Genomic DNA, 25,214 nt, shown 5'->3' on the forward strand with positions numbered 1-25,214 from the left:
TATAAATAAAACACAAATAACATCCGTGATAAACGTCATATTTCCAATAAAGAAAGATATAAACCAACCAATAATTATTCATTAGTTTTTTTAATGAATCGAATGTGCTTATATTTTCATCGATAAGTAAATAAAATCGAACATTAGTTTTTCTAATGCCTGTATTTTTACGCAGCCAAATCAACATAAAACACTGATTAATAATCAAATTGTAAGAAGGAAAAACCTTAATGACAACTTAATGACTTTTTCATACCAAACCAATAACAAAATTTGATACAAACAACAAAATAGCCATTTTGCGTTATTTTTATTTATTAATGTGATCAACAATTAGGTTTTACTCACTATTAATCACTACCATTCTCGCCAACGTAAAATCAATTAAGTGGAATAACCATGTTTTRTTTAAAAAGTAAAAGAAAAACCGGAAAACTTATAAATAAATTAAAGGTTGCTGCAACATCTTTTATATTTACTCTATGTTTAGTACCCTCGACAATCGCAGAACCACTGGGTAAAGATATCTCTATTTGGTTTGATGTTGGCGGTCCAGTAGGCGGCTCATTCGCTACCATAGTTCAAAAAGGTGCGGTACAAGCCAGTGAAGATCTCAATGTCGATCTGCGTCTGATCTATTCAGATTGGAATCCGCAAAAAATGATTGAGAATTTCAAACTGTCTCTTGCCGCTAAACCAAGCGGGATAGTCTTAATGGGCCACCCTGGTGATACCGCTTATCAACCTCTCGTTTCTGAAGCGATTAAAAGTGGTATAAAAGTCACCTCAATTGATACGCCTGTTCCAGCCACAATGGCCGCACACTCTGCTGACGGATTTGGTTACATTGGTGCTGATAATGCCGCTCGTGGTATTCAGTTAGCGCAAGAAGCACTTCGTCGTAGTGAATTAACCGCAGGTTCTCGTGCATTAGTGTGGGGAATCAAGGATATGGCTGAACGCAGTAAATCAACCATTGGGCTGATCAGCACGTTAGAAGATGCAGGGCTTACTGTTGATTTTATTCAAATCTCTCCAGAAACTGATAAAGATTCCTCTATCGGAACATCATCCATCACGGCTTATTTAGCGTCACACCCTGATGTTGAGATGATTCTGGTTGATCACGGAGCACTTACCGCTCAAATGGGCAACTTCTTACGTAATGCTGGTGTTAAACCTAACAGCATTTTTGTAGGCGGGTTTAGCCTCTCTCCAGTTACCGCAGATGCCATTAAAACCGGCTATGTACAACTTGTCTCTGACAGTCAGCCTTATTTAATGGGTTACCTATCAGTGGTTCAAATTGCACTCAGTAAGCGTTACGGCTTCTCTGGGTTAGCAATCAATACTGGCGCAGGCTTCGTCGGTATGGATAACATTAACTTTATTGCTCCTTTGGCTGAGGAAGGTATTCGTTAATGAAAAATGTTGCCATTGAAATCCGAAACCTCAATAAATGGTTCGGGCCAACACAAGCGCTAAAAAATATTAGCTTCTCGATTAAAAAAAACGAGGTGTTAGCCCTACTCGGAGACAATGGCGCAGGTAAATCAACATTAATTAAAACAATGTCAGGTGCTGAAAATTTCACGGATGGTCAAATTTTCATTAATAATAAACCCATTTGTACACAAAAATATGGGGTAAAACTCGCCCGTGAGAGAGGGATAGAGACGGTGTATCAGTCTGACTCTTTGGGCGAGCAACAAAATATCTGGCGCAATCTCTTTCTTGGACGTCACCTTCGTAACCGATTTGGTTTCATTGACCGAAAAGAGGAGAAGCGCCAAGCTGATGAGTTACTTAAAAGGCTGAATTTCAATGGTATTGGCGCGACCATTGAAACTGAGGCCAAACTGCTATCTGGTGGAGAACGACAGGGCTTAGCCATCGGTCGAGCGATGTTGTTTGATGCTAAAGTGGTGATTCTAGATGAACCCACCACTGCACTATCCCTCGGTGAAGTAGAGAAGGTACTCTGCTTTATCGAGGCCTTAAAAGCGCAACAGAGAGCCTGCTTACTGATTACCCATAATCTCAACGACGCCTATCGGGTTGCTGACCGTTTCATTATTTTGGATCACGGAACCATTGTCGCCGAATACACTAAAAGAGAACTATCTCAACCTGAATTACAACAAGCCATCTTAGATAGCGTTGGCAAAGGATGACTTTGAATACCTTTTATCGACAAAATAGAACCCCTCTATTTACTCTGATGCTGTTAACACTATTGTGGTCTATCTTCGCTATATATAGCCCACAAACCTTTTTAAACTCACGCATCTATACCTCATTCATGTCCACTATCCCTTTTACCGCGATGTTGGCTTTTGCACTTACATTGATTGTGATTGCCCGTGAAATTGACCTGAGTTTCCCCTCAGTAGTCGCTCTGGGCGGTTTCGTATTTGCGGCCACGTTTAAAGTGACTCAATCCCCTGTGATCGCTTTCTCGGCCGCTCTTATTGCAGGTTTAGCCGCTGGGTTGTTGAACGGATTTTTAGTGGTTGTGTGTAAGATCCCCTCAATTATTGCCACCATAGGTACTCAGTTTTTCCTTGGCGGCTTAACCACAGTGATCGCCGATGGTATGGCATTAAGTATCCCTGAAATTCGTGGTACCTGGTTTCACCAACTAACGGTAGGCAGGTTGTTTGATTTTATTCCTGCTCAGTTTATCTGGTGCTTAGTGATTTTAGGCGTTTTCTGGTTACTGCTCTCTTTCCACGTAATTGGCGATAACATCAATTTTGTTGGTGATAATCCCAAGGCCGCTACTATGATGGGGGTGAATGTCAATGCCACCCGTTTTCAACTGTTCACTCTGATGGGTGGAATGTCAGCCTTAACCGGTGCTTTCATCAGTTTAGAGATGTGCAGTTGGTGGCCGAATCAAGGACAAGGTTATATGTTGCTGGTTTTTGCTTCCATTTTTATTGGTGGAACCTCGATGTTAGGAGGTCGAGGCACACTATTTGGCACCCTCTTTGGTGCTTGCATCATCGGAATTCTTGAAGCGGGTATTATCAGCGCAGGACTCGCCGGGTTCTGGACCAAATTGGTGTACGGCATCATTATCATTTTATCTCTTATCACTCATAGCTTTTTGCTTATTCGTCAGCAACGCTCACTCAAACGATAGATGAATCAAGGACAATTATGACTAAAATTACACTCATTGGTGCGGGTAGCGTTATGTTTACTCGCCAGATCGTTTCTGCCCTACTCTCATATCCCGCTCTCTCTAATATTGAACTGATGCTGGTGGATGTAGAACCGGGAGTACTTAAACGCAGCCATCAACTGATCACCCTAATGATTAAACAGACCGGACTGCCCGCCAAAGTCAGTATGTCGACCAATCAGCGACAGGCTTTAGTCCATTCTGATTTTGTAATTAACGTGATTCAAGTCGGTGGATTAGACCCTTGGCAGTTGGACATGGACATTCCGAAAAAGTATGGCGTTATCCAAGAGGTCGGCGATACCATGGGGCCTGGGGGTATTTTCCGCGCATTGAGACACATCCCTCCGATGTTAAACATTCTAAGCGACATGGAACAGATCTGTCCTGATGCCCTATTCATTAACTACGCCAATCCTCTTGCGCCTCTGACCTGGGCTGCCAAAGAGTTCAGCTCCATTCAATCCATCGGGTTGTGTTATGGGGTTCGTTATACCGCCGCTCAATTAGCCGGTTATCTCGGCGTTGGAGAGTGGATTGATCACCCATACACCCCAGAGCTGTGGCAAGCATTGATGTATAAAGAGGTACCTGAAAGCATCAATTATGAATTTGCAGGCATTAACCACATGACGTGGATAACGAAGTTCATGATGGATGGTGAAGACTTACAGCCTAAGATTGAGGCAATGGTTAATGACCCTAAGGTGTATGCATCCGACGGGGTTCGTTGTGAGATAGTAAAATTCTTTGGCTTATGGTGCACGGAAAACCATTGGCACTGCAGTGATTACCTACCCTATTTTCGTAAAAATGAACAAATGATCAATGACTTCCTACCTAGGCGCTGGAACCTGCTTGAATTAGAGAAAGAAGTGCATGCGGCAAGTAAAAAGGAGATTGATGCGCAACTCAACGGCGACCTTGAGTTTGTGATTGCTCAAAACATGCTCAACGCACCGAAAATCATCAATGCTATGGTGAGTGGTGAACGCACCCGCATCAATGGTAATGTGCCTAACCAACAAGCTAATACACTATTGATTGATAATTTGCCACAAGAGTGTGTTGTTGAAGTTCCGATCTGGGTAGACAAAAAAGGCCTACAACCTCAAGCAATGGGGAAACTGCCAACTCAATGCGCCAGCTTAATCAAAACCAATACGGCAGTGCATGAGTTGATTGTTGAGGCGGTGATGAATTCGGATTTAAATGCCGCTAGATATGCACTCTCATTGGATCCAGTGACAGCGACAGTGTGTACCCTTGAGCAGATAAACGCGATGTTCGATGAGATGTATCAAGCACAAAAGCAGTGGCTTACCTACTTTGGTACAGCTCAATAAGAAATGACAGGCTCCACAGATAGATAGTGTGGAGCCTACTTTCAGGGTTAACGACGCTTCTTCAAGCGAGAAAGACCTAAACCAAAGACCCCTAAAGCAAATAGAGCCAACGTGGTTGGTTCTGACACTTCAACAACAGAGAAATTAACTTGGGTGATCTCCTGACCGTTGGCTGAGTTAGTTCCGCCCCCCTGCCATCTAAACTGCAGTTCATCTCCTAAGTTAGCGCTAGTCGCTGCAAAACTGAAGCTATTATAGACCCACTCTCCAGCACCTAATAGCGGCGTTAGCACTCCTGATAATGTTTGGTTTTGAGTCAAATTATAAATTTCGACCGTTGCCCCAGAAGCATTATTACCACGAACGCCACCAAAGAAACTTAATGAACCCATTTGATCTGAAGCAATCACCGAGTCTAACGTAAAGGTAGCAGTAAGTAGCTCATTCCCTTGATCATCATTGACTTCAATCGCACCCAAAATCGGCACTTGAGCCGTCGCAGGGTTATTATCATGATCATAGGTGCCGCTCATACCACGAGCACCCGCTCCTCCTGCGTTATAAACTTCAAAGCCTTGTCCACTTGAATCAGACCATGAAACATCAACTGCGTTCGTTAGCCCATTACTGCCACTGTTAAAGTCTTCAGCAAATATCAGTCCAGCATTGGCCATGCTTAATACGCTACTGGCTGAAAGTAGACAGCCTGCTAAAAGTGATTGAATAGCAAGTTTTTTCATAATCAATGTCCTCTTATCACCCAATGCATGATTGGCAAGCAGTGATGACAATAAAAATTCAATGTTCTTATTGATAGAAATGCAACTATTAGGCCAATATGAATTTTTTATAAATTACAGGGGGATAGATATTTCTCATTAATGAAACAGGAAATAGTGTAAAGAATACTGACACTTTTTTATGCGGTAAATCAGAATAGTATGAAAAATATGCTTTATATTAGATATTTACAAAACAAGCACTGCATATGAGATTAGTGTCTTATATTTGAGCTTATTTTTTCTTCCGACTATAAGCGGCTTTTTTGTTGGTTGCCTTTCGTTTTTTGAACGCAGGTTTTGCCGGGGATCGTAATGATCGTAAAGAATCTGGCACCGCACTATTTTGCACCTTCACCATCATGCTGCTTACACGCTGCTCTAACGCTTGCATAAATGGCGTATAAGAGTACTGCTTTTCAGCCATGGCTTGCAGTTGGTGCTCCCAATGTGCGGTCATGTCTGGAAAGGTGGCTTCTGTGGGCAGTGCATAGATAAGTCCACGCCCTGCCTCACTACCATGAATGCTTTTCCCCTGCCGAAGTAGCAACTGTCGCTTAAACAGTAGATCTAAAATTCCAGCACGAGTGGCTTCTGTGCCTAAGCCATCGGTCTCTTTCAAGATCCCTTTTAACGCTTTATCTTCCACAAAACGCGCAATACCCGTCATCGCTTGCAGAAGTGTCGCTTCGGTAAACGGTTTTGGGGGCTCAGTCATACGGTCTTTGATCTCCCCTTCACGACACGTAAGCACTTCGCCTAACTGCAAAGGAGGTACTTTTGCAGCAAGATCATGGTCGTCACTTTCAGTCGTACTTCGTCCTAACAGTACGCGCCACCCTTCCGATATCAACTGTCGCCCCTTAGCAGTAAAAGAGCCACCAGCGATAGTAAATACTAACTTCGCATCCGCATAAATCGCCGCAGGGTAAAACTGAATCAAATACTGTCGTGCAATTAACTGGTAAATTTTTGCTTCTCCCCCCGATAAACCCGCCGTGGATGCCTGTTTAGGCGTAGGAATAATGGCGTGGTGAGCGTCCACTTTTTTGTCATTCCACGCTTTCGTACGCTGGGTCAGATCAGCGCCACGGCATGCCGCTTGTAGCTGCTTATCGTTATGGGCAATGGCGTTCACAATCTCCGGTCCCTGCTTAAAATGCTCACTCGGTAGGTAACGAGAATCTGATCGAGGGTAAGTGATCAGCTTATGTTTTTCATACAGGCTTTGACAGTGATTGAGTACCTCTTGTGCACTCATACCATAACGCTTGGCGGCGTCTATCTGCAATGAGGAGAGCGAATATGGCAGAGGCCCATTCTGCTTACTCTCTTTTCTCTGCGCCTGTGTCACTTCTGCAGGTTGATCAGCAATACGTCCTGCGACGTTTTCTACCAACTTCCTGCTCAGTACTCGACCCTCATCATCTTGCCACTGTTTACACGCTTCGCTCGGTTGCCAGCGCGCTCGAATGTCAAAAGGAATGCCATTGTTAAGCTGTTCATTGTGATAAGGAATAAGTGCATCAAGGGTAAAATAGGCTTTAGGGATAAAGTGGCTAATCTCATCATCACGGCGAACTACCAAACCAAGAACAGGGGTTTGCACACGACCAACTGACAACACCCCTTGATACCCCCCTTTCTGACCCAGTAGGGTATAAGCACGAGTCATGTTCATGCCATATAACCAATCGGCACGAGAACGCGCTAAAGCAGAAACAGATAACGGAATAAACTCTTGGTTGGAGCGCATGCTAGAGAGCGCTCGTTTAACTGCAGATAAGTTCAGATCACTGATCAATAGGCGCTGGGTAGTGGATTTCTTGCTTTTAGAAAGCTTTAGGTAATCCAAGACCTCATCCACTAAGAGTTGACCTTCACGATCGGGATCCCCAGCGTGAACAATCTCATCAGCCTCTTTTAATAGCTTACGGATCACAGTGACCTGTTTACTGACGGATTTTCTCGGTCTTAGCTGCCACTGATCTGGAATGATAGGTAGATCGTGCATTTTCCAGCTTTTGTATTTTGCGTCGTAGCTGTCCGGTTCAACTTGTTCTAATAGGTGGCCAACACACCACGTGACGATGTCACCATTACCGACTCGAATGAAGCCTTGTTCATTTTTATGAGGGCGAGGAAGGGCAGCGGCAATCGCCCGGCCAAGACTGGGTTTTTCAGCAATATAGAGTCGAGTCATAATGGGTATATTATAGTGAGATAAAACGACTCTATCGGATTCTATGGTAAACAGCAATCATAACTGTATAAAAACACAGTCTCATGTCGTTTTAATCGTGATGACTCGATACGCTTGCTCAAAATAGTCGATGAATATCATCACGCCTTGTTGTGTCTCAATAAACAAATTCATCACATAAAAAGGCAAGGTTTCATAAAAGCCACATTGTGACTCGTATTCAAAGCGTCTCTGTTTGCCCGAGCCCAGTAGCGCTTCACTCACTGCTGCAGGACAGCGATAACCAAACGCCAGTTGCTCATCGCCTTGATACTGTTTCAGATAATCCACTGTCTCATCAAAATTCATGGCATGAGGGGTAACCTCGATGCTTGCCACTGCATGCGCTTGATCGGTGCTGAGTAGCATCCAGTTACTGCCTTCACCCAACGGCTGCCCATCGGATAACCCTAAAAATTTTTTAGTAAAATCCTGTGGGGTTAGTCGCTCATCCACGCCACCAACCAATACCTGTTGCTCGCGGTTTACTATCAAATCATTACACGCTAATAGCAGTGTGTTTTCCGCCACAAAACCATGCTGAGCTAGGTTCAAGTTTTTGCTATTCAAGCCTAAGAATTTCGCGATATAAAAGCCTGAGGTATTACTTAAAGAATTAATAAAATCGACGGGTTTAGGCGGTAGGTGTTCAATATAGTGTTGGGCACAGATACGATTAAATACCGACAAGTTTCCTTGGCCACTCGCCATGTAGAGTGCGGTATTAGACTCCAGCGGTGTATCGTCAACGATACCAGCACAACCGAGTAAACCAAGCTGGATAAAGCGATCAGTTCGACGTATGAATGCAGGGGCGACCGCTTTACAGGCAGCTTTTACATCTACGCTGCACTCTTGGGTAAAGTTGACTATCGAAGTACGATGAACAAAGATCATGAGGCCACCTTCTCTACGACCATCACACTGTTATTGCCACCAAAACCAAAACAGTTATGAACAAATACGCCGTGTTCGCAATGACGGGTGGATGATATTGGTTGCCACATCATTTCGGGATCAGGATGGAGAAAGTTGGGAGTTGGTGGCAAAAAGCCCGCGTCAATACACTCTATGCTCAACAGCAATTCACTGACACCACAGCTGCCTAACGTATGGCCAATATAGGGTTTTAAAGAGTAAAAGTCAGGTTGCTCAGAAAAGACTTGTTTCATGCCGTTAATCTCTGCCAAATCACTGAGTCGACTCGCGGTGCCATGCGCTTTAACGGCGGTGACATCAGAAGGCGTAACAGCACTGATATTGAGTGCGCTGTTAATGACTTCCGCTATACCACTGCCATCAGGGTTCACTCCAGTCACACTGTGGGTTTCACAACGAGAACTGCCACCAAGGAAGCGCCACTCAGAAGGGGCTACCTCATCGCGACTCAGAAACAGTCCGCTGATCGATTCCCCCAAAATTAACCCTTGCCGCTCACTATCAAATGGACTGATGGCTTGTGGTGCCAACAGCTGCATGGAGATAAATCCTTCGAAAGAGAGTGGCGCATACATCTCCATACCGATAACTAACGCGTAATCAATCAGCTTACCTTCTAACATGGCCGCCGCATCGATTATCGCATTTGAACTTGACGTACAGGCAGTATTATAAGTCAGGGTTAAGGAGTTCAAACCAAAGTGTGTGATCAACTGCTGAGCGTAATAGCCATTACCAATACGCTCACGATTGATCGTCTCTATCTGCTTGCCATCTTGATTGATACCTAGTGGGATACTCAACGAGAGATCATTCGCCGCATTACCAATAAACAGACCACAACGTGCTAATGCAGCTGAACCCAAGCCTAACTGATTAATAGCTTGTTGAACCAGTTGCTTTAAAGCAGGCATGGGGTCAAACAGATCCGGACACGCTAGATCGCTGTTTATGGCGTAATATGGGACGGTTTGTCGCTCACCGATTACATCAACATCTCTAAGCGTGTGTTGAAAAGTCCCATGGTACAAATGTTGCTGACGTGACACCTTATCACCAAGTGCGCTGATTATTTCACCGCCAAGAATAGAGATCATCGTCAATTACTCAGGTTGCAGGTAATCAGCTAAAGCATTAATCGTCGTTACGACACGGCGAAACTCTTTTGGATCCACTAAGCGAATCTTAAAATGCGTCTGCAAGCACATAGAGATTTGTAATCCATCGACAGAATCGAGTTCTAATCCGCTCTCATCAGAGAACAGCAACACATCATCGGCAATCTCGTCTGCAGTGATCTCCTCTTTATCACACTCTTCAATCAGCAGGGTTTTTAATCGGAGTTTAAACTCACTGTCCAGTGATCCTTTCATGAGATTGTCCTTAACTTGTATTGAAATATAACCGCTGCCAGCAGCAGTGCCGCAACGCCAAATAAACTCAGTGCTATCGACTCATTGATCACTTCTGCTACACCGCCACGGCGTAAAAAAATATCTAAAAACCCTTCTAAACCCCATGACATCGGCGAGACGTTAGCAAATTGCTGCATCGCTTCCGGCATCACAAATTTGGGTACCATCACGCCCCCTATCGCGCCTAATAGAATATTAATGATGCCGCCAATCGTTGTTGCCTGCTCAATACTATCCACTAACGTCGCGATCAAAATTGATAACCCTATCGCCGATAAGCTTAGCGACACTGAAACTAGCATTAAGCCGAATACAGAACCACCAATGGTGAGAGGCGCTGCACCAAACAGTGGTACCACAAAAATACCCACGGCAATCATCAACCACACCTGAAGCTGATTGATGATCATATAAGGGATGATTTTGCCAACAAACAGGACCGGCACACTAATGTTCATGGTGCTTAATCTCATTAAGGTATTCTGCTTGCGCTCACTAATGAAGATGGTCGACATGGGAATAATCACAAAAAACAGACTGAACACTATCCAAGAGGGCACACTCTGCTGGGTAGAGGTTGGTTTCTCATCGCGCTCCAACTTAGCGTAGTGGATATCCATTAACTCAGACTCATCAAAATCAAAGTCCGAAATAGGCAACCCACGATCTTTTTGCAACTGATTAATCTCGTCAAATTTACCCTCCATGAGCAGAGTCAGTATTTGCGCTTTGAAAATCATTAACAGTGAGTGCGACGTATCGGGAGCCACCTCAATGCTCAGAGGCAGAGATTCACTCTGATAACCACTGGGGATCTCAATCAAAAATTGTGGCCCCTGGGTATCCTCTTCCGGCGATATCTCTTGCATAACCTTGTTACTGCGCAGCTTACCAGCAAAGGCCTCGCTCAAGATTGAATTGTCTTGGTCAATGATCGAGAAGTTCACCATGGACTTCTCTTCGTTAAGCACATCTTTTAACGCCAGTGACATGATTAATATAAATACGGCTGGCATGATAAATAGCGCAGCAAGGGCATGCTTATCCCTACCAACCAATAAAAATTCTTTGATGAGCATCGCTTTAAACATCAACTCTTCCTTTTGACGTTAAATTAATGAACAACGACTCTAAGGTAGTACTGCCATATCGGACATGTTTCACCGCAACTCGGTGGGTCTCTAAGACACTCAGAGCCTGACTCACCACCTCACTCGATTTCGAATTAAGCAACAAGGTTGTGTTATCAATGATTGAAAGCGGATCACATTGGACACAACACGCTTGCAACTGTTCTGGCCGAGTATCGTACAGTTCAATCACAACCTGCTCTGCACTCTCATTGGTTAACATTGAGGTAATCGAACCTTGCTTAATAATTTTTCCCGCATTGATGATTGCGACATCATCACACAATTTTTCAATTTCAGGCATATAGTGCGAGGTGTAGACCACGGTTTTATTGTCCGCTTTAAATGAACGAATGGTCTCTAATATTTCGTTACGAGATTCTGGATCAATTCCCACCGTCGGCTCATCAAAGAAAAGAATATCTGGGTTATTTAGCAAACCAATTGCAATATTCAAACGCCTTTTTTGGCCGCCTGATAGAGTGGCCGCCTTCTGCGATAACATGGAACGTAATCGATTTGTTTCAATGGCATAGTCGATATTCTTCTGACGTTCATCCCCTTTGAGGTTTTGAATTCCTGCAAAAAAGTGCAGATTCTCTTTGACGGTCAGATTGTCATAAAAGGCCAGAGTTTGTGGTACGAGTGAACAGCGTTGACGTATCTGCTGTAAATGGTTTTTTAAAGGCTGATTAAAGAGAGATACTTCGCCACTCTCATAGGTGGTTAGCCCATTGAGTATGGAGATTAAGGTGGTTTTTCCGGCACCATTAGGGCCTAACAAACCGAAAATAGTGCCTGATGCTATCTCCACACTGAGTTGGTCTAAGGCAACGTTATTACCGTAACGTTTAACCAGATTCTTTATGCTGATCATTCAATGGCTCGTAGTAGTGCCTTATAGACATCAGATTCTTGTGCCGCTATTGATTCTAACTTGGTGGCAATCGCATCAAAATCAATCGCATTTTTATTTTTTGGTCGTATCGATTTCGCTATCATCAGAGCAAATTCACGCCATGCATCGCCGACATCAGTCATCATTTCAGAAGCGTGTTTAAGCGCAACGCTCTCTAGGAGAACCGATGACTCTTGCAAGAATGATGCGTAGATATAACGAAAGCCAGCTCCGCCAGTGCCTATCTCCTCTTGCATACGAATAATATGCCCGAGAAAAAGCTTGGCATGATGTTGGTCTTTATATTCTAGCTTTCGAATATGTTTGGCTAAAAATTGGATCCCTTTCAAACCCGCAATTGGTACAGGCGTATTAAGCATGCTTTTGGCGGTTTTTTTGATGCTCTTCGGGATCACTTTTTTGTAATCAATCTCACTGGGAACGTAAGAGGGGTAGTAGAGCGAGCCTTTGGGAGCCATTACACCTTTAACAAAACGGGCTTTTTGCAGTGCTTTCTCTTCCGCTTGAACAAGGTGCTCAAAGACAGGATCACTGATCTGATAGTGACTCTGCTCTTTACCAATAACAATCAAGTTATGGGCATTAAAATGAAATCGCATCTCTTCCGGAAAATAGGGAAGCCAGAAAACAGAGGTTTGAGCACCGACGATCTTACCATCGGCTAACAACTCATCTAAACGTTTTGTGCCCTGCTCAGGCTTTGAAAACGTTTCAAGTTTCATTTTAATGCCAATACTTTTTTGCAACCCTTTCATGATGGACTTAGGCATTGAGCGATAAGCAATAAGCGGCATTCCACCTAACTTAACAAATGGCAGATAAGCAAATACTAACGCGCTTGAAAGGCCAAAAACCATTGGTTCAGACAGTTTTAGACCATGATGGGTAAGCATTGATGACATGACGCCACTTTCGCAATGGGCATAATGTTGGTGCTGATACGCTTCTATTTGATTGTTCATCAAGACTCTTTTATCTCTGTATGCTCGGTAAGTGTTGTTTTGCTAGGCAGCTGTTTTATCTTTTCAAGTTCCATACCGAGGGCATCACAATAACGCGTTAATATTGCCTCAGAAAGTGATGAAAAAATGGCAGGTTTTAAATGACGTTTCACTCGCCATTGAAACATGCCGACAGATTGAGCTAACACCATTACATCCATGCGCTGCGCATACATATGGTAATACAACGGCGACTGCTCTCCTGCTTCAACAGCCTCATAAGCTTGTGCTGCTTGCCGCTCTAATTCATTCAGTGCTTGTTTGGTGACTTCCTCTTCCACATCCCATCCCGTGGATGCCACCACAGAATACTCACCGTTTTCATCAGTGGCATATATTGCTTTTGAATTATCGGCGTAGGTTGATATGTGGTCTTGAGGGACCTGTTTAATCTTCATTACACCACCTTAAGCTGAAAAAATGCGGTCGAGAATCGTCCACTTTCTGGGACATAACAGAGCAATTTATCACCCACTTGCAATTTGGATGAATGAAACAACTCTGCCAACATAATATAAATAGATGCTGACCCCGTATTTCCTTTGGTTGTTAGATTGGTAAACCACTTCTCTTGCGGAATATCACAATTAACCTTCTGCATGCCGGCATACAACTTATCTCGAAAATACCCTGATGAGTAGTGAGGTAAAAAATAGTCAATCGATTGTGGGTCGAGTTGTCCGCTGGCCACTAACTCTTCAAGTGGTTTTTCAACGGTATACTCTACGATTTTATCGTTCAGCAATTTAACATCTTGTTTCACAGAGAAGATTGATTGATTTAACCACTGTTGTGTTTCATATTCTCGCCACCCCTTTAATCCGCCATCTTGTTGCTTATCGGCACCAGCGTACATGCACGCATCCAGTTCATTGGCATACGATTTTTGCATCATCCACTCAATCTCTAGTGATAAGCTACCTTGATTTGGCTCTGAGCTTAATAACGCCGCTCCAGCCCCATCACTGAGCATCCAACGCAAGAAGTCTTTCTCAAAAGCAATTTCAGGTTGACGCTCTAACTCATCCACATCCGCGTCAACTTCCGCCTCAAAATTTTTGGATCTCATCATCGCTGATGCATTTTCTGACCCTGTTGCGATTGCATTGTCACTCTGACCACTGAGAATAGACATGTAGCCATACTTCAGTGACATCGTACCCGCTAAACAGATCCCTGCAGTGGCAATCACTTCACAGCTTGGGATATTCAACACGCCATGTACCATCAAAGCGTGATTGGGTAAAATTTGATCGGCAATCGTGGTGCCACACGCTAATACTTGAGTATCTTTGATAGTAAAAGTATCACTGTTCAACAATTGAATCGCAGCAGCGGTCAGCTCGGCATTCGAGTGCGTTGTCGCCCCACTGTTCGCATCAATCGCATAGTAGCGCTGTTTGATTTTATTTGAGCGAAGGATCAACTTTTTTGCTCGAGAAGGTCGAGAGCCAACCTGTCCCAATACGTTCTCCATATCCTTATTTTCAACCGGTTCATTCGGTAAAAAGGACTGAATATTATTAATGTATACCTTTCTGATCATCGTTAACGTCCTGATGGCTCTTCGTAATATTTAATGCACTGCTCTATTGCTTTTTTTCTGAAGGGATTAAGCAGTTTTTTGATAAGCAAATTAAGAGGTACCACTGTTACAATCAGGGCAACCAAAAAAATTGCGTATAAAGTAATAACTATCTTTCTTGGCATTGAACCCGGCTTACCCGACTTCTGAATGAGTTTCCCCCATACCAAGAATGAACGAGTCCCTACTTTTTCGCTTCCCACCAATTTTCCATTCACTGTTACCGCACCTAAGTTGGTGAGCAGTGGTCTTTGCGCTTTCTCTTCATCTTGCTGTAAGCCACTCACAATACGTTCACCGAAGCGCCGACTATGAATGATGTCCTCTTCAGAAACCCCTGCGGCAGGGAATATCCAAAATGGGTCTTTTTTACCAGTGAATAACCAACGTGGAGTGGTAATAAAAGCGTGAATTGAGCCACCTTGATCAGTCAGTACTGCATTATCAATCAAAGTGCCTTCAACATTCTCAATCAACACTTTCATTTTTTCTTGTGCCATGACCCACATGTCACGACAGGCAATCAAGGTAATAACGGGTTTACCTTTAATGAGCGTCTTAGCCTGTTCGCTTTTCAAGAATCCCGTCATAGGTATCGATGGCGCTAAAAACCACACCGTATATCCGATAATAATTAAATCGTAATCATCTTCGATAATGTCTAATGGTTTTATCTCACAACCATTCATATAAATCGCTTCAGGGAATGCATCAAAAAAAGTATAAAAAGACCACGGATAAGGGTATTTATTGACCGGCTCTACTTTAAAATAGTCAATTTGAACATCTTCTGACTCCTTTAAAGGAGCGGTTGCAGAGTTAACATAGTTTTCTAACTGCCCACTTTGAGAGTGAAATAAAACCAATACTTTTTTCATACGTGACCCACAATCGTTCTAAAACCCTCGCTAAAATATCATGCATTGTCAAAAACGGGAAAATAGTTATATTAAAAACGTATTGTTTCCACCCTAGTCACACATTTAACCTATGAATGAAAGGATATTGTTCATTTTATGAACCGAGCCGTTAAATAACGATTACATAATCCTTTTGTTAATATTGCGTATATTCTAGAAAACAGTGCTGAGGGTTTACTCAAATAGTGCTTAATTACGTTTATACCCACCCCTTGAGATCGGTTTTCTTCCGTTGTTTTAGCTGCAAAGATACCACTAAAATCCCACTTTTGGATTTGTTCATACTGTTCTGACGCAACAAAACCAGATGGGGAAAACAGCTGATAAAAAGTCTTTACGGTAAAGTCATGTAAGTGATGAGGATTTCCATCTACCGTTGGAGTGGTAGGAACCGAGGCAATCATTGCCCCATTCTCGGCGAGTTGTGTTAACAAGTGAGTGACCATCTGTTGAGGGTTAGCAACATGCTCTATCGTTTCAAGACTGATGATGGTATCAAACTGTTGCTGTTCATCATCGGATTCTCGGATCTTAATAAACGAGCTTCCATCACCACACATATAGTGCAGATTGTCAGCTTGATATTGCTGTTGCGCATACTCTACAGCCTCAGGGTCAATATCAACACCCAGGAACTGTTTATCAGGGTGTTGAGCTGCCATTAACGCAGTGCCGTAACCACAACCACATGCAATATCTAAAACTGAAGTGCCATGTAAATGTTTTGATGCAAATTCATATCGCTCAAGGTGGATATCTAATACGTTACGATGACTGGCTAACTCTTTATCTAACTGACGTGGATAAATACGTTCTAATGAAAACGAAGGTGTCGATGACAAATTACCTTCTATACTCTCTTTATTTAAATCCATCTATTATTCAACTCACCTTTAAAAATATTTATATCAAAGAAAAAACCGCTTTGCTCGAAAACAAAACGGTTTAGGTTTACCACATTTAACTTTATTTATCAGCTAGCCACGCTTTAACTTGTGCGTAGTCACCACGATATTGGACTCTATCTGCCTTTTTACTCAACTGATAGTGATACATAGGGTCGTAATAGAGTTCAAGGAGTTGAGTTAACCAACCGAAGTGCGGGTTTATATCTCCACTGCTGCGGTGAGTGGCTAACGCTTGTTTCTGTTCCGATAAGATCTGCGCATATCGCTCAAGACCCAAACGTTTCCGAATACTGAATAGCCCTCTTTCGAGATACGCTTCCAGTTTCGTCCAACCGTCATCCTCACCATAAGTGGTAATAAAGTCATGCTTCATTCTCACCACGTAATCACTACGCAGTCGCTCTAAGCGCACATCAAAAGGGTCTTCAATAATGGCAATAGGGGCGGTTTGCATTGCCGCATAGAGTGACAGTGGCACATTGGCTGAGCCGACATTTTTACCTTCATCTTCTAAGATAAATGAGCGACAACCGAGGGCCTGTTTTTTCACAATATCAACAGCCAATATATTATCGAAGTTGATCTGTGTGTGTTGCTCTGTGACGTACCGTCCAAAAGAGGAGCCTCGATGATTGGCCGCCCCTTCAAGATCGAGTCCATTTTTTAGTTCATTCACCAATAGTGTTTTACCGCTGCCAGTATAACCTGCCACTATGGTGAGAGGGTAAGCACTGATCGCTTCGATCGTATCCAGCAGAAAACGGCGCATCGCTTTATACCCACCCTCTACAAATGGATAATCAACACCAGATTCTTTCAACCACTGCTGCGTAATTCGAGAGCGTTGGCCACCACGAAAACAGTATAAATACCCATCAGGGTTGTCAGCGCAGAAAGCCTTCCACTGAGCGATTCGTTGCGTTTTGATATCGTTTGAGACCAACTTTAGACCCAGCTTTATCGCTGCTTCTTGCCCGTGCTGCTTATAACAGATGCCCACTGCTGTGCGCTCTTCATCTGTCATCAGTGGCAGGTTATTGGATGTTGGGAATGCGCCTTGAGTAAACTCTATCGGCGCTCGCATATCCATCATCGGAGTATCATTTAAAAACAGCTGACGGTAATCTTTCGTATTACATCGAGTCATTAAATAATCTCGATGAGCACAGGGCTGGTTGAATCTTTAGCGGTAGTTAACTGACCAATCGCTTGTAGCTCAATTCCGTGCTTGTTAGCGATCGCTGTAACGTCATCGGTAGAGTCATCTTCAATAGCCAGTAATAGGCCACCCGAGGTCTGTGGGTCGCACAGCAGCGATTTTTGTAACTCTGTAATTGGCCCAATTTTACTTTGGTAACTCTCATAGTTACGGCCAGTGCCTCCAGGTACACATCCTAATTCAATGTAGTCAAAAACGGACGGCAGTTGTGGCACTTTATCAAACCATACTTCAGCGACTAAACCACTGCCCTCACACACTTCAGTTAAGTGGCCTAACAGACCAAAACCGGTAACATCTGTCATCGCTTTCACGCCACTGACGTTAGCGAAGTCTTCACCCGGTTTATTGAGCTTACACATCCAATCGCGCGCCACACCTTGATGTTCAGGTCGCAATTTAGACTGTTTTTCGGCCGTGGTGAGCACACCAATACCAAGAGGTTTCGTTAAGTAGAGCTTGCAGCCTTCGGTCGCTTGGTTATTTCGCTTTACACGCTCAGTATCCACGGTACCGGTGACGGCTAAACCAAAAATGGGTTCAGGGGCATCAATGGAGTGACCACCCGCTAATGAGATACCCGCCTCACGACACACTGCCCGGCCGCCCTCTATGACTTGCTGAGCAACCTCAGGATCAAGCACATTGACAGGCCAACCTAAAATAGCGATCGCCATAATGGGTTTGCCACCCATAGCGTAAACATCACTGATGGCATTGGTTGCCGCAATTCGACCAAAATCATACGGGTCATCCACAATGGGCATAAAGAAATCGGTGGTACTCACAATCGATGTGCCATTTTGCAGGTCATAAACCGCAGCATCGTCTTTACTTTCGTTACCAACTAATAAGTTTGGATCGTGAAAAGGGGCAATGGATGAGTGAAGAATTTTATCTAAAACTTGTGGGGATATTTTACAACCACATCCAGCACCATGGCTGTACTGGGTTAAACGAACACTTGCCATTTCACACTCCAAACAGGGGGGTTATCTGATTCATACTATCAGAGTCTACTCCTGTGCTCAGAGTGTGTCATTAAATCAATCAATTAACTGTCTTAGGCTTGTTAAAGCGCAATTTTTATAATTTTGCCGCTAACTCCACACCTTGACGGATCGCTCTTTTTGCATCAAGTTCCCCTGCCAGATCTGCGCCACCAATGATATGAAAATCAATATCTTGCTGTTTTAACGCGTCGGGCAATGACGTGACTGAAGTCTGTCCTGCACACAGTACAATATGATCAACATCCAATACTCTTGATTGCCCCTCCATCGTGATATGCAACCCTTGGTCATCCACTTTGTCATATTTCACGCCATCCAGAAGCTCAACCCCACGCTTTTCCAATGTTCGCTTATGGATCCAGCCTGTCGTTTTACCTGGACCTTTACCCACTCGTCCATGTTTACGCTGCATAACCCACACTTGCCTTTTACTCACATGCTCCTCATGCGGGAACAGTCCACCAGCGTGTGACATGCTCTTATCTATGCCCCAATCTTGTAACCAATGATCCAAACCTCTCTCTTCAGGTTCAGTCAACATGGTCGCCACATCAATACCAATACCACCCGCGCCAATAACCGCCACCTTTTGACCTAATTGGACACCATCGCGAATTAAGGTTTGATAATCGATCACTTTTGGATGGTCGCCCCCTTTGATGTTTGGCACTCGTGGCTGGACACCTGTTGAAATAATGATTTCATCGTACGCTTTTAAGCTCTCAACCGTTGCTGGCGTATTCAGCAGTAATTTGACCCCTGTCTTCTCTATACGATGCGAATAATAGCGAAGGGTCTCTTTAAACTCCTCTTTACCAGGGATCTGCATGGCCAGGTTAAATTGGCCACCAATATGGCCTTGCTGTTCAAACAGATCTACCTCATAACCCCTTTCAGCAGCCGACGTTGCTGCCGCAAGTCCCGCCGGGCCAGAACCCACTACTGCCACTTTCCCCTTCTGAGTGTCAGTACTAAGTGGCGTCAATACCAGCTCGGTTTCGTAACAGGCTTGCGGGTTAACGATACAACTGGCACGCTTGCCTTTAAACACATGGTCCAAACAGGCCTGATTACAACCAATGCAGGTATTGATCTCTTGTGAGCGATTCTGCTCAGCTTTATTCACAAATTCAGGATCCGCCAAAAACGGTCGCGCCATTGAGACCATATCTGCTTGGCCTGACGACAGTATCTGTTCCGCCACTTCAGGCGTATTAATTCGATTACAGGTGACTATCGGCACCGATACCGACGCTTTAACTCGTTCTGTAACCCAGCTAAACGCGGCTCTTGGTACTTGTGTCGCAATGGTCGGAATACGTGCTTCATGCCAACCAATACCACTGTTAATAAGGGTAACGCCTGCCTGTTCAAGCGCTTTTGCTAACTGTACGACTTCTTCTAACGTGCTGCCTTGCTCCACAAGATCCAACATAGAGAGGCGGAAAATAATAATAAACTCCTCCCCGACTTGTTCACGGACGGACTTTACGATCTCAAGGGGTAAACGAATTCTATTTTCATAGGTTTTTCCCCACTGATCGTAACGCTTATTGGTACGTTCACAGATAAACTGATTGAGTAGGTAGCCTTCAGAGCCCATCAGTTCAACGCCATCATAACCCGCCTCTTTTGCCAATTTAGCGCTATTTGCAAACGCTTTAATGGTATTAAGAATTTGACGGTGACTCATCTCGCTCGGAGTAAATTTTGAGATAGGAGAACGAATTGCCGAAGCACTTTGCGCACAAGGATGCATACCATAACGACCAGCATGCAGTAACTGAAGAGCTATTTTCCCCCCTTCAGCATGAACGGCTGCGGTAACTTTTTTATGCTTGTTCGCTTCACGTTTAGAACTAAATTGAGAGCTAAATGGGTGTAAACGACCGCGAAAATTAGGCGAGTAGCCCCCCGTGACAATAAGGCCAACGCCCCCTTTGGCACGTGCTGCATAGAAAGCTGCCATTTTTTTGTAGTCATCTTTGGCTTCTTCTAACCCGGTATGCATTGATCCCATTAATACGCGATTGCGCAGTGTGGTAAAGCCAAGATCTAATGGTGCAAGTAGGTGTGAAAACTGAGTCGCCATAATATTTACTCTTCTATTTGTACGTGGTCTGACCAGAGTATCGTTACTATCATAAGTTTACAAATTTATTTTACATTTATTTAACACTCATCATATACCGTGTTTTTATCGTTAAGTTCTAGTAGGATATCCTTATTATGTATGGTTAAAGGTACTCTCATGAAAGGGCTTTTTGTCTTTATAGGTCGTTGTTTAAAAGGAATATGGACGTTACTGTCGTTCACTCGTCAACTGATCCTCAACCTTCTATTTATCAGTATCATTGGACTGTTGTTCTTCTTGTTTCAACCGGAAGAGTCAGAGCCAATTGTTAAAGAAAAGTCTGCATTAGTCCTCAACCTCTCTGGACCGATTGTCGAACAGCGCAGTTATGTCGAACCCTTTGAAAAAATCAGTGGTGATATCCTAGGTAGCAACCAACCTAAAGAGACCATTCTTTTTGACGTTGTTGATACTATAAGGTTTGCTTCTACCGACAACGCCATCACCGGTTTAGTGCTTAATTTAAAGGACATGTCTGAAACCAATCTGACTAAATTGCGCTACATTGCCAAGGCGATCAATGAGTTTAAAGCTGCAGGCAAACCCGTTTACGCAGTAGGTGATTACTACAGTCAAAGCCAATACTATTTAGCCAGTTACGCTGATACCATTTTAATGTCTCCAAATGGCGCAATCATGCTTCAAGGCTACAGCTCATATCCTCTCTACTATAAGCAACTGCTCGATAATCTGGATGTTACCACTCATATCTTTAGAGTCGGCACTTATAAATCAGCAGTTGAGCCTTTCTTGCGCAATGACATGTCTGATGCAGCAAAAGAGTCGGCTTCAGCTTGGTTAACTCAACTCTGGGGTGCCTACATTGGGGATGTTGCTCATAACCGAGCGATTGACAGCTCAACACTCTCCCCAACCATGGAGCATTTTTTAACCGAGTTGAGAAAAACCAAAGGCGATCTCGCACAGTTGAGTTTACATCTGGGTTTGGTCGATCAATTAATGACTCGCCAACAGATGCAGAACACGCTTCGTGACGTCTTTGGGGAAGATCGAGATGGTCATGTTAACCAGGTCTCTTATCAACACTATTTAAATGCCGTAATGACAGACATCAACCCCAATGCGAATGACATTGCGGTTGTGGTCGCCAGTGGTACCATATTGGACGGCAAACAGAAATCAGGATCCGTTGGGGGTGACTCGACCGCTGCACTACTTCGTCAGGCTCGCGAAGACGACAAAGTAAAAGCGGTGGTACTTCGTGTGGACAGCCCGGGTGGCAGTGCGTTTGCTTCTGAAGTAATTCGAGCTGAAATCGATGAATTAAAAGCAGCGGGAAAACCCGTTGTGGTCTCGATGTCGAGCTTGGCTGCTTCTGGCGGATACTGGATATCACTCAGTGCAGATAAGATCATTGCTCAACCCACAACACTTACAGGCTCCATCGGTATCTTTGGTATTATCACTACCTTCGAGAAGGGCTTGAATAAATTAGGCATTAACAGCGATGGTATTGGTACCACGCCATTTGCAGGTGTTGGCATCACTAGAGGGATCTCTGAAGGGGCTTCTGAAGCGATTCAACTCGGCATCGAGCATGGTTATCACAACTTCATTTCATTAGTCAGTAATCACCGAGATATGACGCTAGAGCAGGCTGATGCCATCTCTCAAGGCAGAGTATGGACAGGGCAAGACGCGTTGAACAATGGCCTAGTCGATCAATTGGGTGACTTTGATGATGCAATAGCCGCTGCAGCCGAACTTGCTCAAATGGAGAGTTACAATATCTATTGGGTTGAAACTCCGCTTTCTAGCACTGAAAAACTGATTCAGCAGTTATCAGATGAGTTAAACATCTCATTTAAAGAGCAAATAATCTCTCAACTCCCTTCATCATTCACCCCTCTTGCTACCGGTGTTATGGCAGATATCGATACATTGACTCGCTTTAATGACCCGAAAGGTCAGTACTCTTTCTGTCTTAACTGCTCAAATTAGTAATTAATTTTGCCAGCCCGATTTATTTCGGGCTTATGTTCCGTATAATCCCTCCATCTCCTCTTATTCGAGCGCTCTGTTATGGAAAGAAAACACATCTATATCGCCTATACTGGTGGAACCATTGGCATGCTGAAATCAGATAACGGCTATGTGCCTGTCTCGGGTTTTATGGAGAAACAGCTGCAGCAGATGCCAGAGTTCCATCGTCCCGAAATGCCTCTTTTCACCCTCCACGAATATGAACCGTTAATTGACTCTTCAGATATGACGCCGTTAGATTGGCAGCGCATTGCAGACGACATCAGCGACAACTACGACCGTTATGATGGCTTTATTATCTTGCATGGCACCGATACGATGGCTTACACAGCCTCAGCCTTGTCATTCATGTTTGAGAACCTGTCAAAACCCGTGATCGTGACAGGATCGCAAATACCTTTAGCGGAGTTGCGTTCTGACGGGCAGAGTAACTTACTCAATGCTCTGCACATTGCCGCCAACTATCCGATCAACGAAGTGACTCTGTTTTTTAATAATAAATTATTACGTGGAAACCGAAGTACTAAAACTCATGCTGATGGCTTTGATGCTTTCTCATCTCCCAACTTGCGTACTCTACTTGAAGCCGGTATCAACATTCAGCATCAAGGCGTTGAGTTAGATGTTAAACCCGATGGTGAGTTTAAGTCTCATCAGATCACCCCACAGCCAATTGGTGTGATCACCATGTATCCAGGGATCTCTTATGAAGTGATTCGCAATACTCTACAACAGCCGGTTAATGCCATGATTTTGTTGACCTTTGGGGTGGGTAATGCGCCGCAAGAGCCTAAGTTGTTAGCACAGCTTAAAGAGGCTTCCGATCGTGGTGTGGTAGTCATTAACTTAACGCAGTGCTTGTCAGGCAAAGTGAACATGGGTGGTTATGCAACCGGGTGCTCTTTAGCGGCAGCAGGGGTGATCAGCGGTTATGATATGACTCCCGAAGCCGCACTGGCGAAATTGCACTATCTACTCAGTCGACAGCTACCCTATGAGACGATTCGAACCATGATGCAAAAAGATCTTCGTGGTGAATTAACTCTCTGATTTTTCAATAGTGACAAAAAAATAGCCGAACAAGAGTCCGGCTATTTTTTAAATTTTTGAAGCGTTACGCTATAACTTCGACTCTTTTACTCGCAAGATATCTTGTTCATCATTTTTAAATTGCTTTTTTAGCTCACTCTTTGACTTAAAGCTAATCTCACCACCAGCAGCAACTGTCATATGTTGAGCATCATTATTATGCTTAGATTGATAGAGCATAACGGCTTGCATACAAGAGGCATGTTGTTCTTTTTCTAACGGAGATCCATCAGGCCACTTGCCCGTTTCTACCGCATAAAGTAGCTTCTGATACACTTCAGGTGTCATACTGGTCAGAAGTTGTTCAATATTCACTTAACGATCCAATGTTTTTTTAAAATGATACATGGAACATATCTTTTCGCTAAGGTTAGTCAAGCAGATGCCGAAAAATAAGTGTATCTGATCACTAAGATGACCTCTTTAATCGATGTAAGGTTGCGAATGAATTTAAAACAGAGAATAAAACTGCCACTGCTACTTCTGCTTTCACTGACTCTGCTCAGTGGCTGCTTTCTTTTCCCCCCGACAATTCAAGAGCTGTGTGATGAGAGTCCAGCCCTAAAGTGTACTGACCTAAATATGAACGATGGGCAGTGTAAAAAAGACCGTCATGCCTTAGTTCGCCAACGGTTAGTGGTGGTTAACGACAACAGTGATACCAACAGGCTTGAACTGTTAAAAATAACAAAGACGTATGAACAGTGCATTACCCTTGCGGCTCAAATCGAAGTTAAAACCCTAAAATACATCAAAACACGACGGGCCACCGCGCTGCATAATGTCAATAAAGAGGTCGCGTCTTTAGAAAAAAGCTTACGTCAGTCTCACGATCCAAGCATTATTTACTACCAATGGAGCCAAGGTGATGACTATGCGTTAACGAAACTGAAAAAACTTGAAGGTACCGGTAAACTGCAAACCAGCGAATTACAGTTAGCGCTGTCAACGTATTATATGAAACGCGATCCAGACAAAACCATGATGCTACTTCATCAATCATTAAAGCTGGCAAAGCCTGAGCAAGATATCTCGAAACAGATTCAAACACTGGCGACCATTAACCATAAACACGGCAGTAAACAACACGCTTATTTATGGGCTCAAGTGGGTAAATCGTTCGGTTTACCTATTGTCTCTGATACTCAGCTCAACCGTCTCTACTCGTTAGACCAACATCAGGTAGACAAATTAAAGGCGGCTGCCGATGTGATTACAGAAGCCCTTCAAGAAGGGAAATTTAACGAGAAACTATTGCCCGCCGTTGTGCGGGCCAACTGTCACCATGACGAAGCGAAGGCATAACCCTTTTTTTGCATCAAATAATATTTAATCAATTGAAAAATAAAGACAAAAATAATTTCCACCCGTAAAATAATCC

At 43.7% G+C, this 25,214-nt stretch carries 23 protein-coding genes; 7 read left to right on the plus strand and 16 right to left on the minus strand.

Annotated features, from left to right (window positions below; translation table 11 throughout):
- The first annotated feature begins 399 nt into the window (after positions 1 to 399).
- From L4C32_RS16050 to melA, 4 genes are read left to right on the plus strand one after another with little or no spacing between them, the layout of a single operon-like run.
- Entirely contained in the window at positions 400 to 1,422 is a 1,023-nt protein-coding gene (locus tag L4C32_RS16050) for a sugar ABC transporter substrate-binding protein (RefSeq protein ID WP_428197904.1), read from the plus strand.
- Entirely contained in the window at positions 1,422 to 2,174 is a 753-nt protein-coding gene (locus L4C32_RS16055) for an ATP-binding cassette domain-containing protein (RefSeq protein ID WP_428197905.1), read from the plus strand. The genes L4C32_RS16050 and L4C32_RS16055 overlap by 1 nt, the downstream gene beginning before the upstream one ends.
- A 2-nt stretch (positions 2,175 to 2,176) precedes the next feature.
- Positions 2,177 to 3,148: an ABC transporter permease gene (locus tag L4C32_RS16060; RefSeq protein WP_428197906.1), complete on the plus strand. Its 972-nt coding sequence runs from the start codon at positions 2,177 to 2,179 to the stop codon at positions 3,146 to 3,148.
- A gap of 17 nt (positions 3,149 to 3,165) precedes the next feature.
- Positions 3,166 to 4,536: an alpha-galactosidase gene (melA, locus tag L4C32_RS16065; RefSeq protein ID WP_428197907.1), complete on the plus strand. Its 1,371-nt coding sequence runs from the start codon at positions 3,166 to 3,168 to the stop codon at positions 4,534 to 4,536.
- 47 nt (positions 4,537 to 4,583) lie between these two features.
- Here melA and L4C32_RS16070 read toward each other — a convergent pair whose 3' ends face one another.
- From L4C32_RS16070 to L4C32_RS16140, 15 genes are all read right to left on the minus strand, one after another.
- Entirely contained in the window at positions 4,584 to 5,276 is a 693-nt protein-coding gene (locus L4C32_RS16070; RefSeq protein WP_428197908.1) for a PEP-CTERM sorting domain-containing protein, read from the minus strand.
- A 274-nt stretch (positions 5,277 to 5,550) separates the two neighbouring features.
- Positions 5,551 to 7,518, minus strand: a complete 1,968-nt coding sequence (locus L4C32_RS16075) for a DNA topoisomerase III (protein WP_428197909.1) — start codon at positions 7,516 to 7,518, stop codon at positions 5,551 to 5,553.
- Between the two features lie 81 nt (positions 7,519 to 7,599).
- A complete protein-coding gene (locus L4C32_RS16080) occupies positions 7,600 to 8,454 on the minus strand; it encodes a hypothetical protein (protein WP_428197910.1) in 855 nt (284 codons plus the stop codon).
- Positions 8,451 to 9,593: a beta-ketoacyl synthase N-terminal-like domain-containing protein gene (locus L4C32_RS16085; protein ID WP_428197911.1), complete on the minus strand. Its 1,143-nt coding sequence runs from the start codon at positions 9,591 to 9,593 to the stop codon at positions 8,451 to 8,453. The genes L4C32_RS16080 and L4C32_RS16085 overlap by 4 nt, the downstream gene beginning before the upstream one ends.
- A gap of 6 nt (positions 9,594 to 9,599) precedes the next feature.
- Positions 9,600 to 9,869: an acyl carrier protein gene (locus L4C32_RS16090; protein ID WP_428197912.1), complete on the minus strand. Its 270-nt coding sequence runs from the start codon at positions 9,867 to 9,869 to the stop codon at positions 9,600 to 9,602.
- Positions 9,866 to 11,002 carry an ABC transporter permease gene (locus L4C32_RS16095; RefSeq protein ID WP_428197913.1) on the minus strand — a complete coding sequence of 379 codons (1,137 nt, stop codon included), beginning with the start codon at positions 11,000 to 11,002 and terminating at the stop codon, positions 9,866 to 9,868. The genes L4C32_RS16090 and L4C32_RS16095 overlap by 4 nt, the downstream gene beginning before the upstream one ends.
- Positions 10,995 to 11,918, minus strand: a complete 924-nt coding sequence (locus tag L4C32_RS16100; RefSeq protein ID WP_428197914.1) for an ABC transporter ATP-binding protein — start codon at positions 11,916 to 11,918, stop codon at positions 10,995 to 10,997. The genes L4C32_RS16095 and L4C32_RS16100 overlap by 8 nt, the downstream gene beginning before the upstream one ends.
- Positions 11,915 to 12,922: a BtrH-related acyltransferase DarH gene (darH, locus tag L4C32_RS16105; protein ID WP_428197915.1), complete on the minus strand. Its 1,008-nt coding sequence runs from the start codon at positions 12,920 to 12,922 to the stop codon at positions 11,915 to 11,917. The genes L4C32_RS16100 and darH overlap by 4 nt, the downstream gene beginning before the upstream one ends.
- Positions 12,922 to 13,359 (minus strand): DarG family dialkylresorcinol biosynthesis protein, encoded by a 438-nt coding sequence (locus tag L4C32_RS16110; RefSeq protein WP_428197916.1) that lies wholly within the window; start codon positions 13,357 to 13,359, stop codon positions 12,922 to 12,924. Before L4C32_RS16110 ends, darH begins: the two co-directional genes overlap by 1 nt.
- The gene (locus tag L4C32_RS16115; protein WP_428197917.1) at positions 13,359 to 14,507 is read right to left on the minus strand and encodes a beta-ketoacyl-ACP synthase III; all 1,149 of its coding nucleotides are present in this window, start codon (positions 14,505 to 14,507) and stop codon (positions 13,359 to 13,361) included. The genes L4C32_RS16110 and L4C32_RS16115 overlap by 1 nt, the downstream gene beginning before the upstream one ends.
- A gap of 2 nt (positions 14,508 to 14,509) precedes the next feature.
- Entirely contained in the window at positions 14,510 to 15,424 is a 915-nt protein-coding gene (locus L4C32_RS16120; RefSeq protein WP_428197918.1) for a dialkylrecorsinol condensing enzyme, read from the minus strand.
- A gap of 131 nt (positions 15,425 to 15,555) precedes the next feature.
- Positions 15,556 to 16,341 (minus strand): class I SAM-dependent methyltransferase, encoded by a 786-nt coding sequence (locus tag L4C32_RS16125; RefSeq protein ID WP_428197919.1) that lies wholly within the window; start codon positions 16,339 to 16,341, stop codon positions 15,556 to 15,558.
- A 91-nt stretch (positions 16,342 to 16,432) separates the two neighbouring features.
- The gene (gene mnmH, locus L4C32_RS16130; RefSeq protein ID WP_428197920.1) at positions 16,433 to 17,521 is read right to left on the minus strand and encodes a tRNA 2-selenouridine(34) synthase MnmH; all 1,089 of its coding nucleotides are present in this window, start codon (positions 17,519 to 17,521) and stop codon (positions 16,433 to 16,435) included.
- The gene (gene selD / locus L4C32_RS16135; RefSeq protein WP_428197921.1) at positions 17,521 to 18,564 is read right to left on the minus strand and encodes a selenide, water dikinase SelD; all 1,044 of its coding nucleotides are present in this window, start codon (positions 18,562 to 18,564) and stop codon (positions 17,521 to 17,523) included. Before selD ends, mnmH begins: the two co-directional genes overlap by 1 nt.
- A 115-nt stretch (positions 18,565 to 18,679) precedes the next feature.
- The gene (locus L4C32_RS16140; protein WP_428197922.1) at positions 18,680 to 20,698 is read right to left on the minus strand and encodes an oxidoreductase; all 2,019 of its coding nucleotides are present in this window, start codon (positions 20,696 to 20,698) and stop codon (positions 18,680 to 18,682) included.
- Positions 20,699 to 20,857: 159 nt separating this feature from the next.
- On the opposite strand from L4C32_RS16140, the gene sppA reads away from it, so the two are divergent.
- Both sppA and ansA read left to right on the plus strand, forming a co-directional pair.
- Entirely contained in the window at positions 20,858 to 22,702 is a 1,845-nt protein-coding gene (gene sppA / locus L4C32_RS16145; RefSeq protein ID WP_428197923.1) for a signal peptide peptidase SppA, read from the plus strand.
- Between the two features lie 81 nt (positions 22,703 to 22,783).
- The gene (gene ansA / locus L4C32_RS16150) at positions 22,784 to 23,794 is read left to right on the plus strand and encodes an asparaginase (RefSeq protein ID WP_428197924.1); all 1,011 of its coding nucleotides are present in this window, start codon (positions 22,784 to 22,786) and stop codon (positions 23,792 to 23,794) included.
- A 69-nt stretch (positions 23,795 to 23,863) separates the two neighbouring features.
- On the opposite strand, the gene L4C32_RS16155 is transcribed toward ansA, so the two are convergent.
- Positions 23,864 to 24,148, minus strand: coding sequence for a YeaC family protein (locus tag L4C32_RS16155; protein ID WP_428197925.1), 285 nt, complete (start codon positions 24,146 to 24,148; stop codon positions 23,864 to 23,866).
- Positions 24,149 to 24,277: 129 nt separating this feature from the next.
- Between L4C32_RS16155 and L4C32_RS16160 the strand changes: the two genes are divergently transcribed.
- The gene (locus L4C32_RS16160; protein WP_428197926.1) at positions 24,278 to 25,138 is read left to right on the plus strand and encodes a DUF2989 domain-containing protein; all 861 of its coding nucleotides are present in this window, start codon (positions 24,278 to 24,280) and stop codon (positions 25,136 to 25,138) included.
- Positions 25,139 to 25,214: the final 76 nt, after the last annotated feature.

Source organism: Aliivibrio kagoshimensis (assembly GCF_050337105.1).
GTDB classification, from domain to species: Bacteria; Pseudomonadota; Gammaproteobacteria; order Enterobacterales; family Vibrionaceae; genus Aliivibrio_A; species Aliivibrio_A kagoshimensis.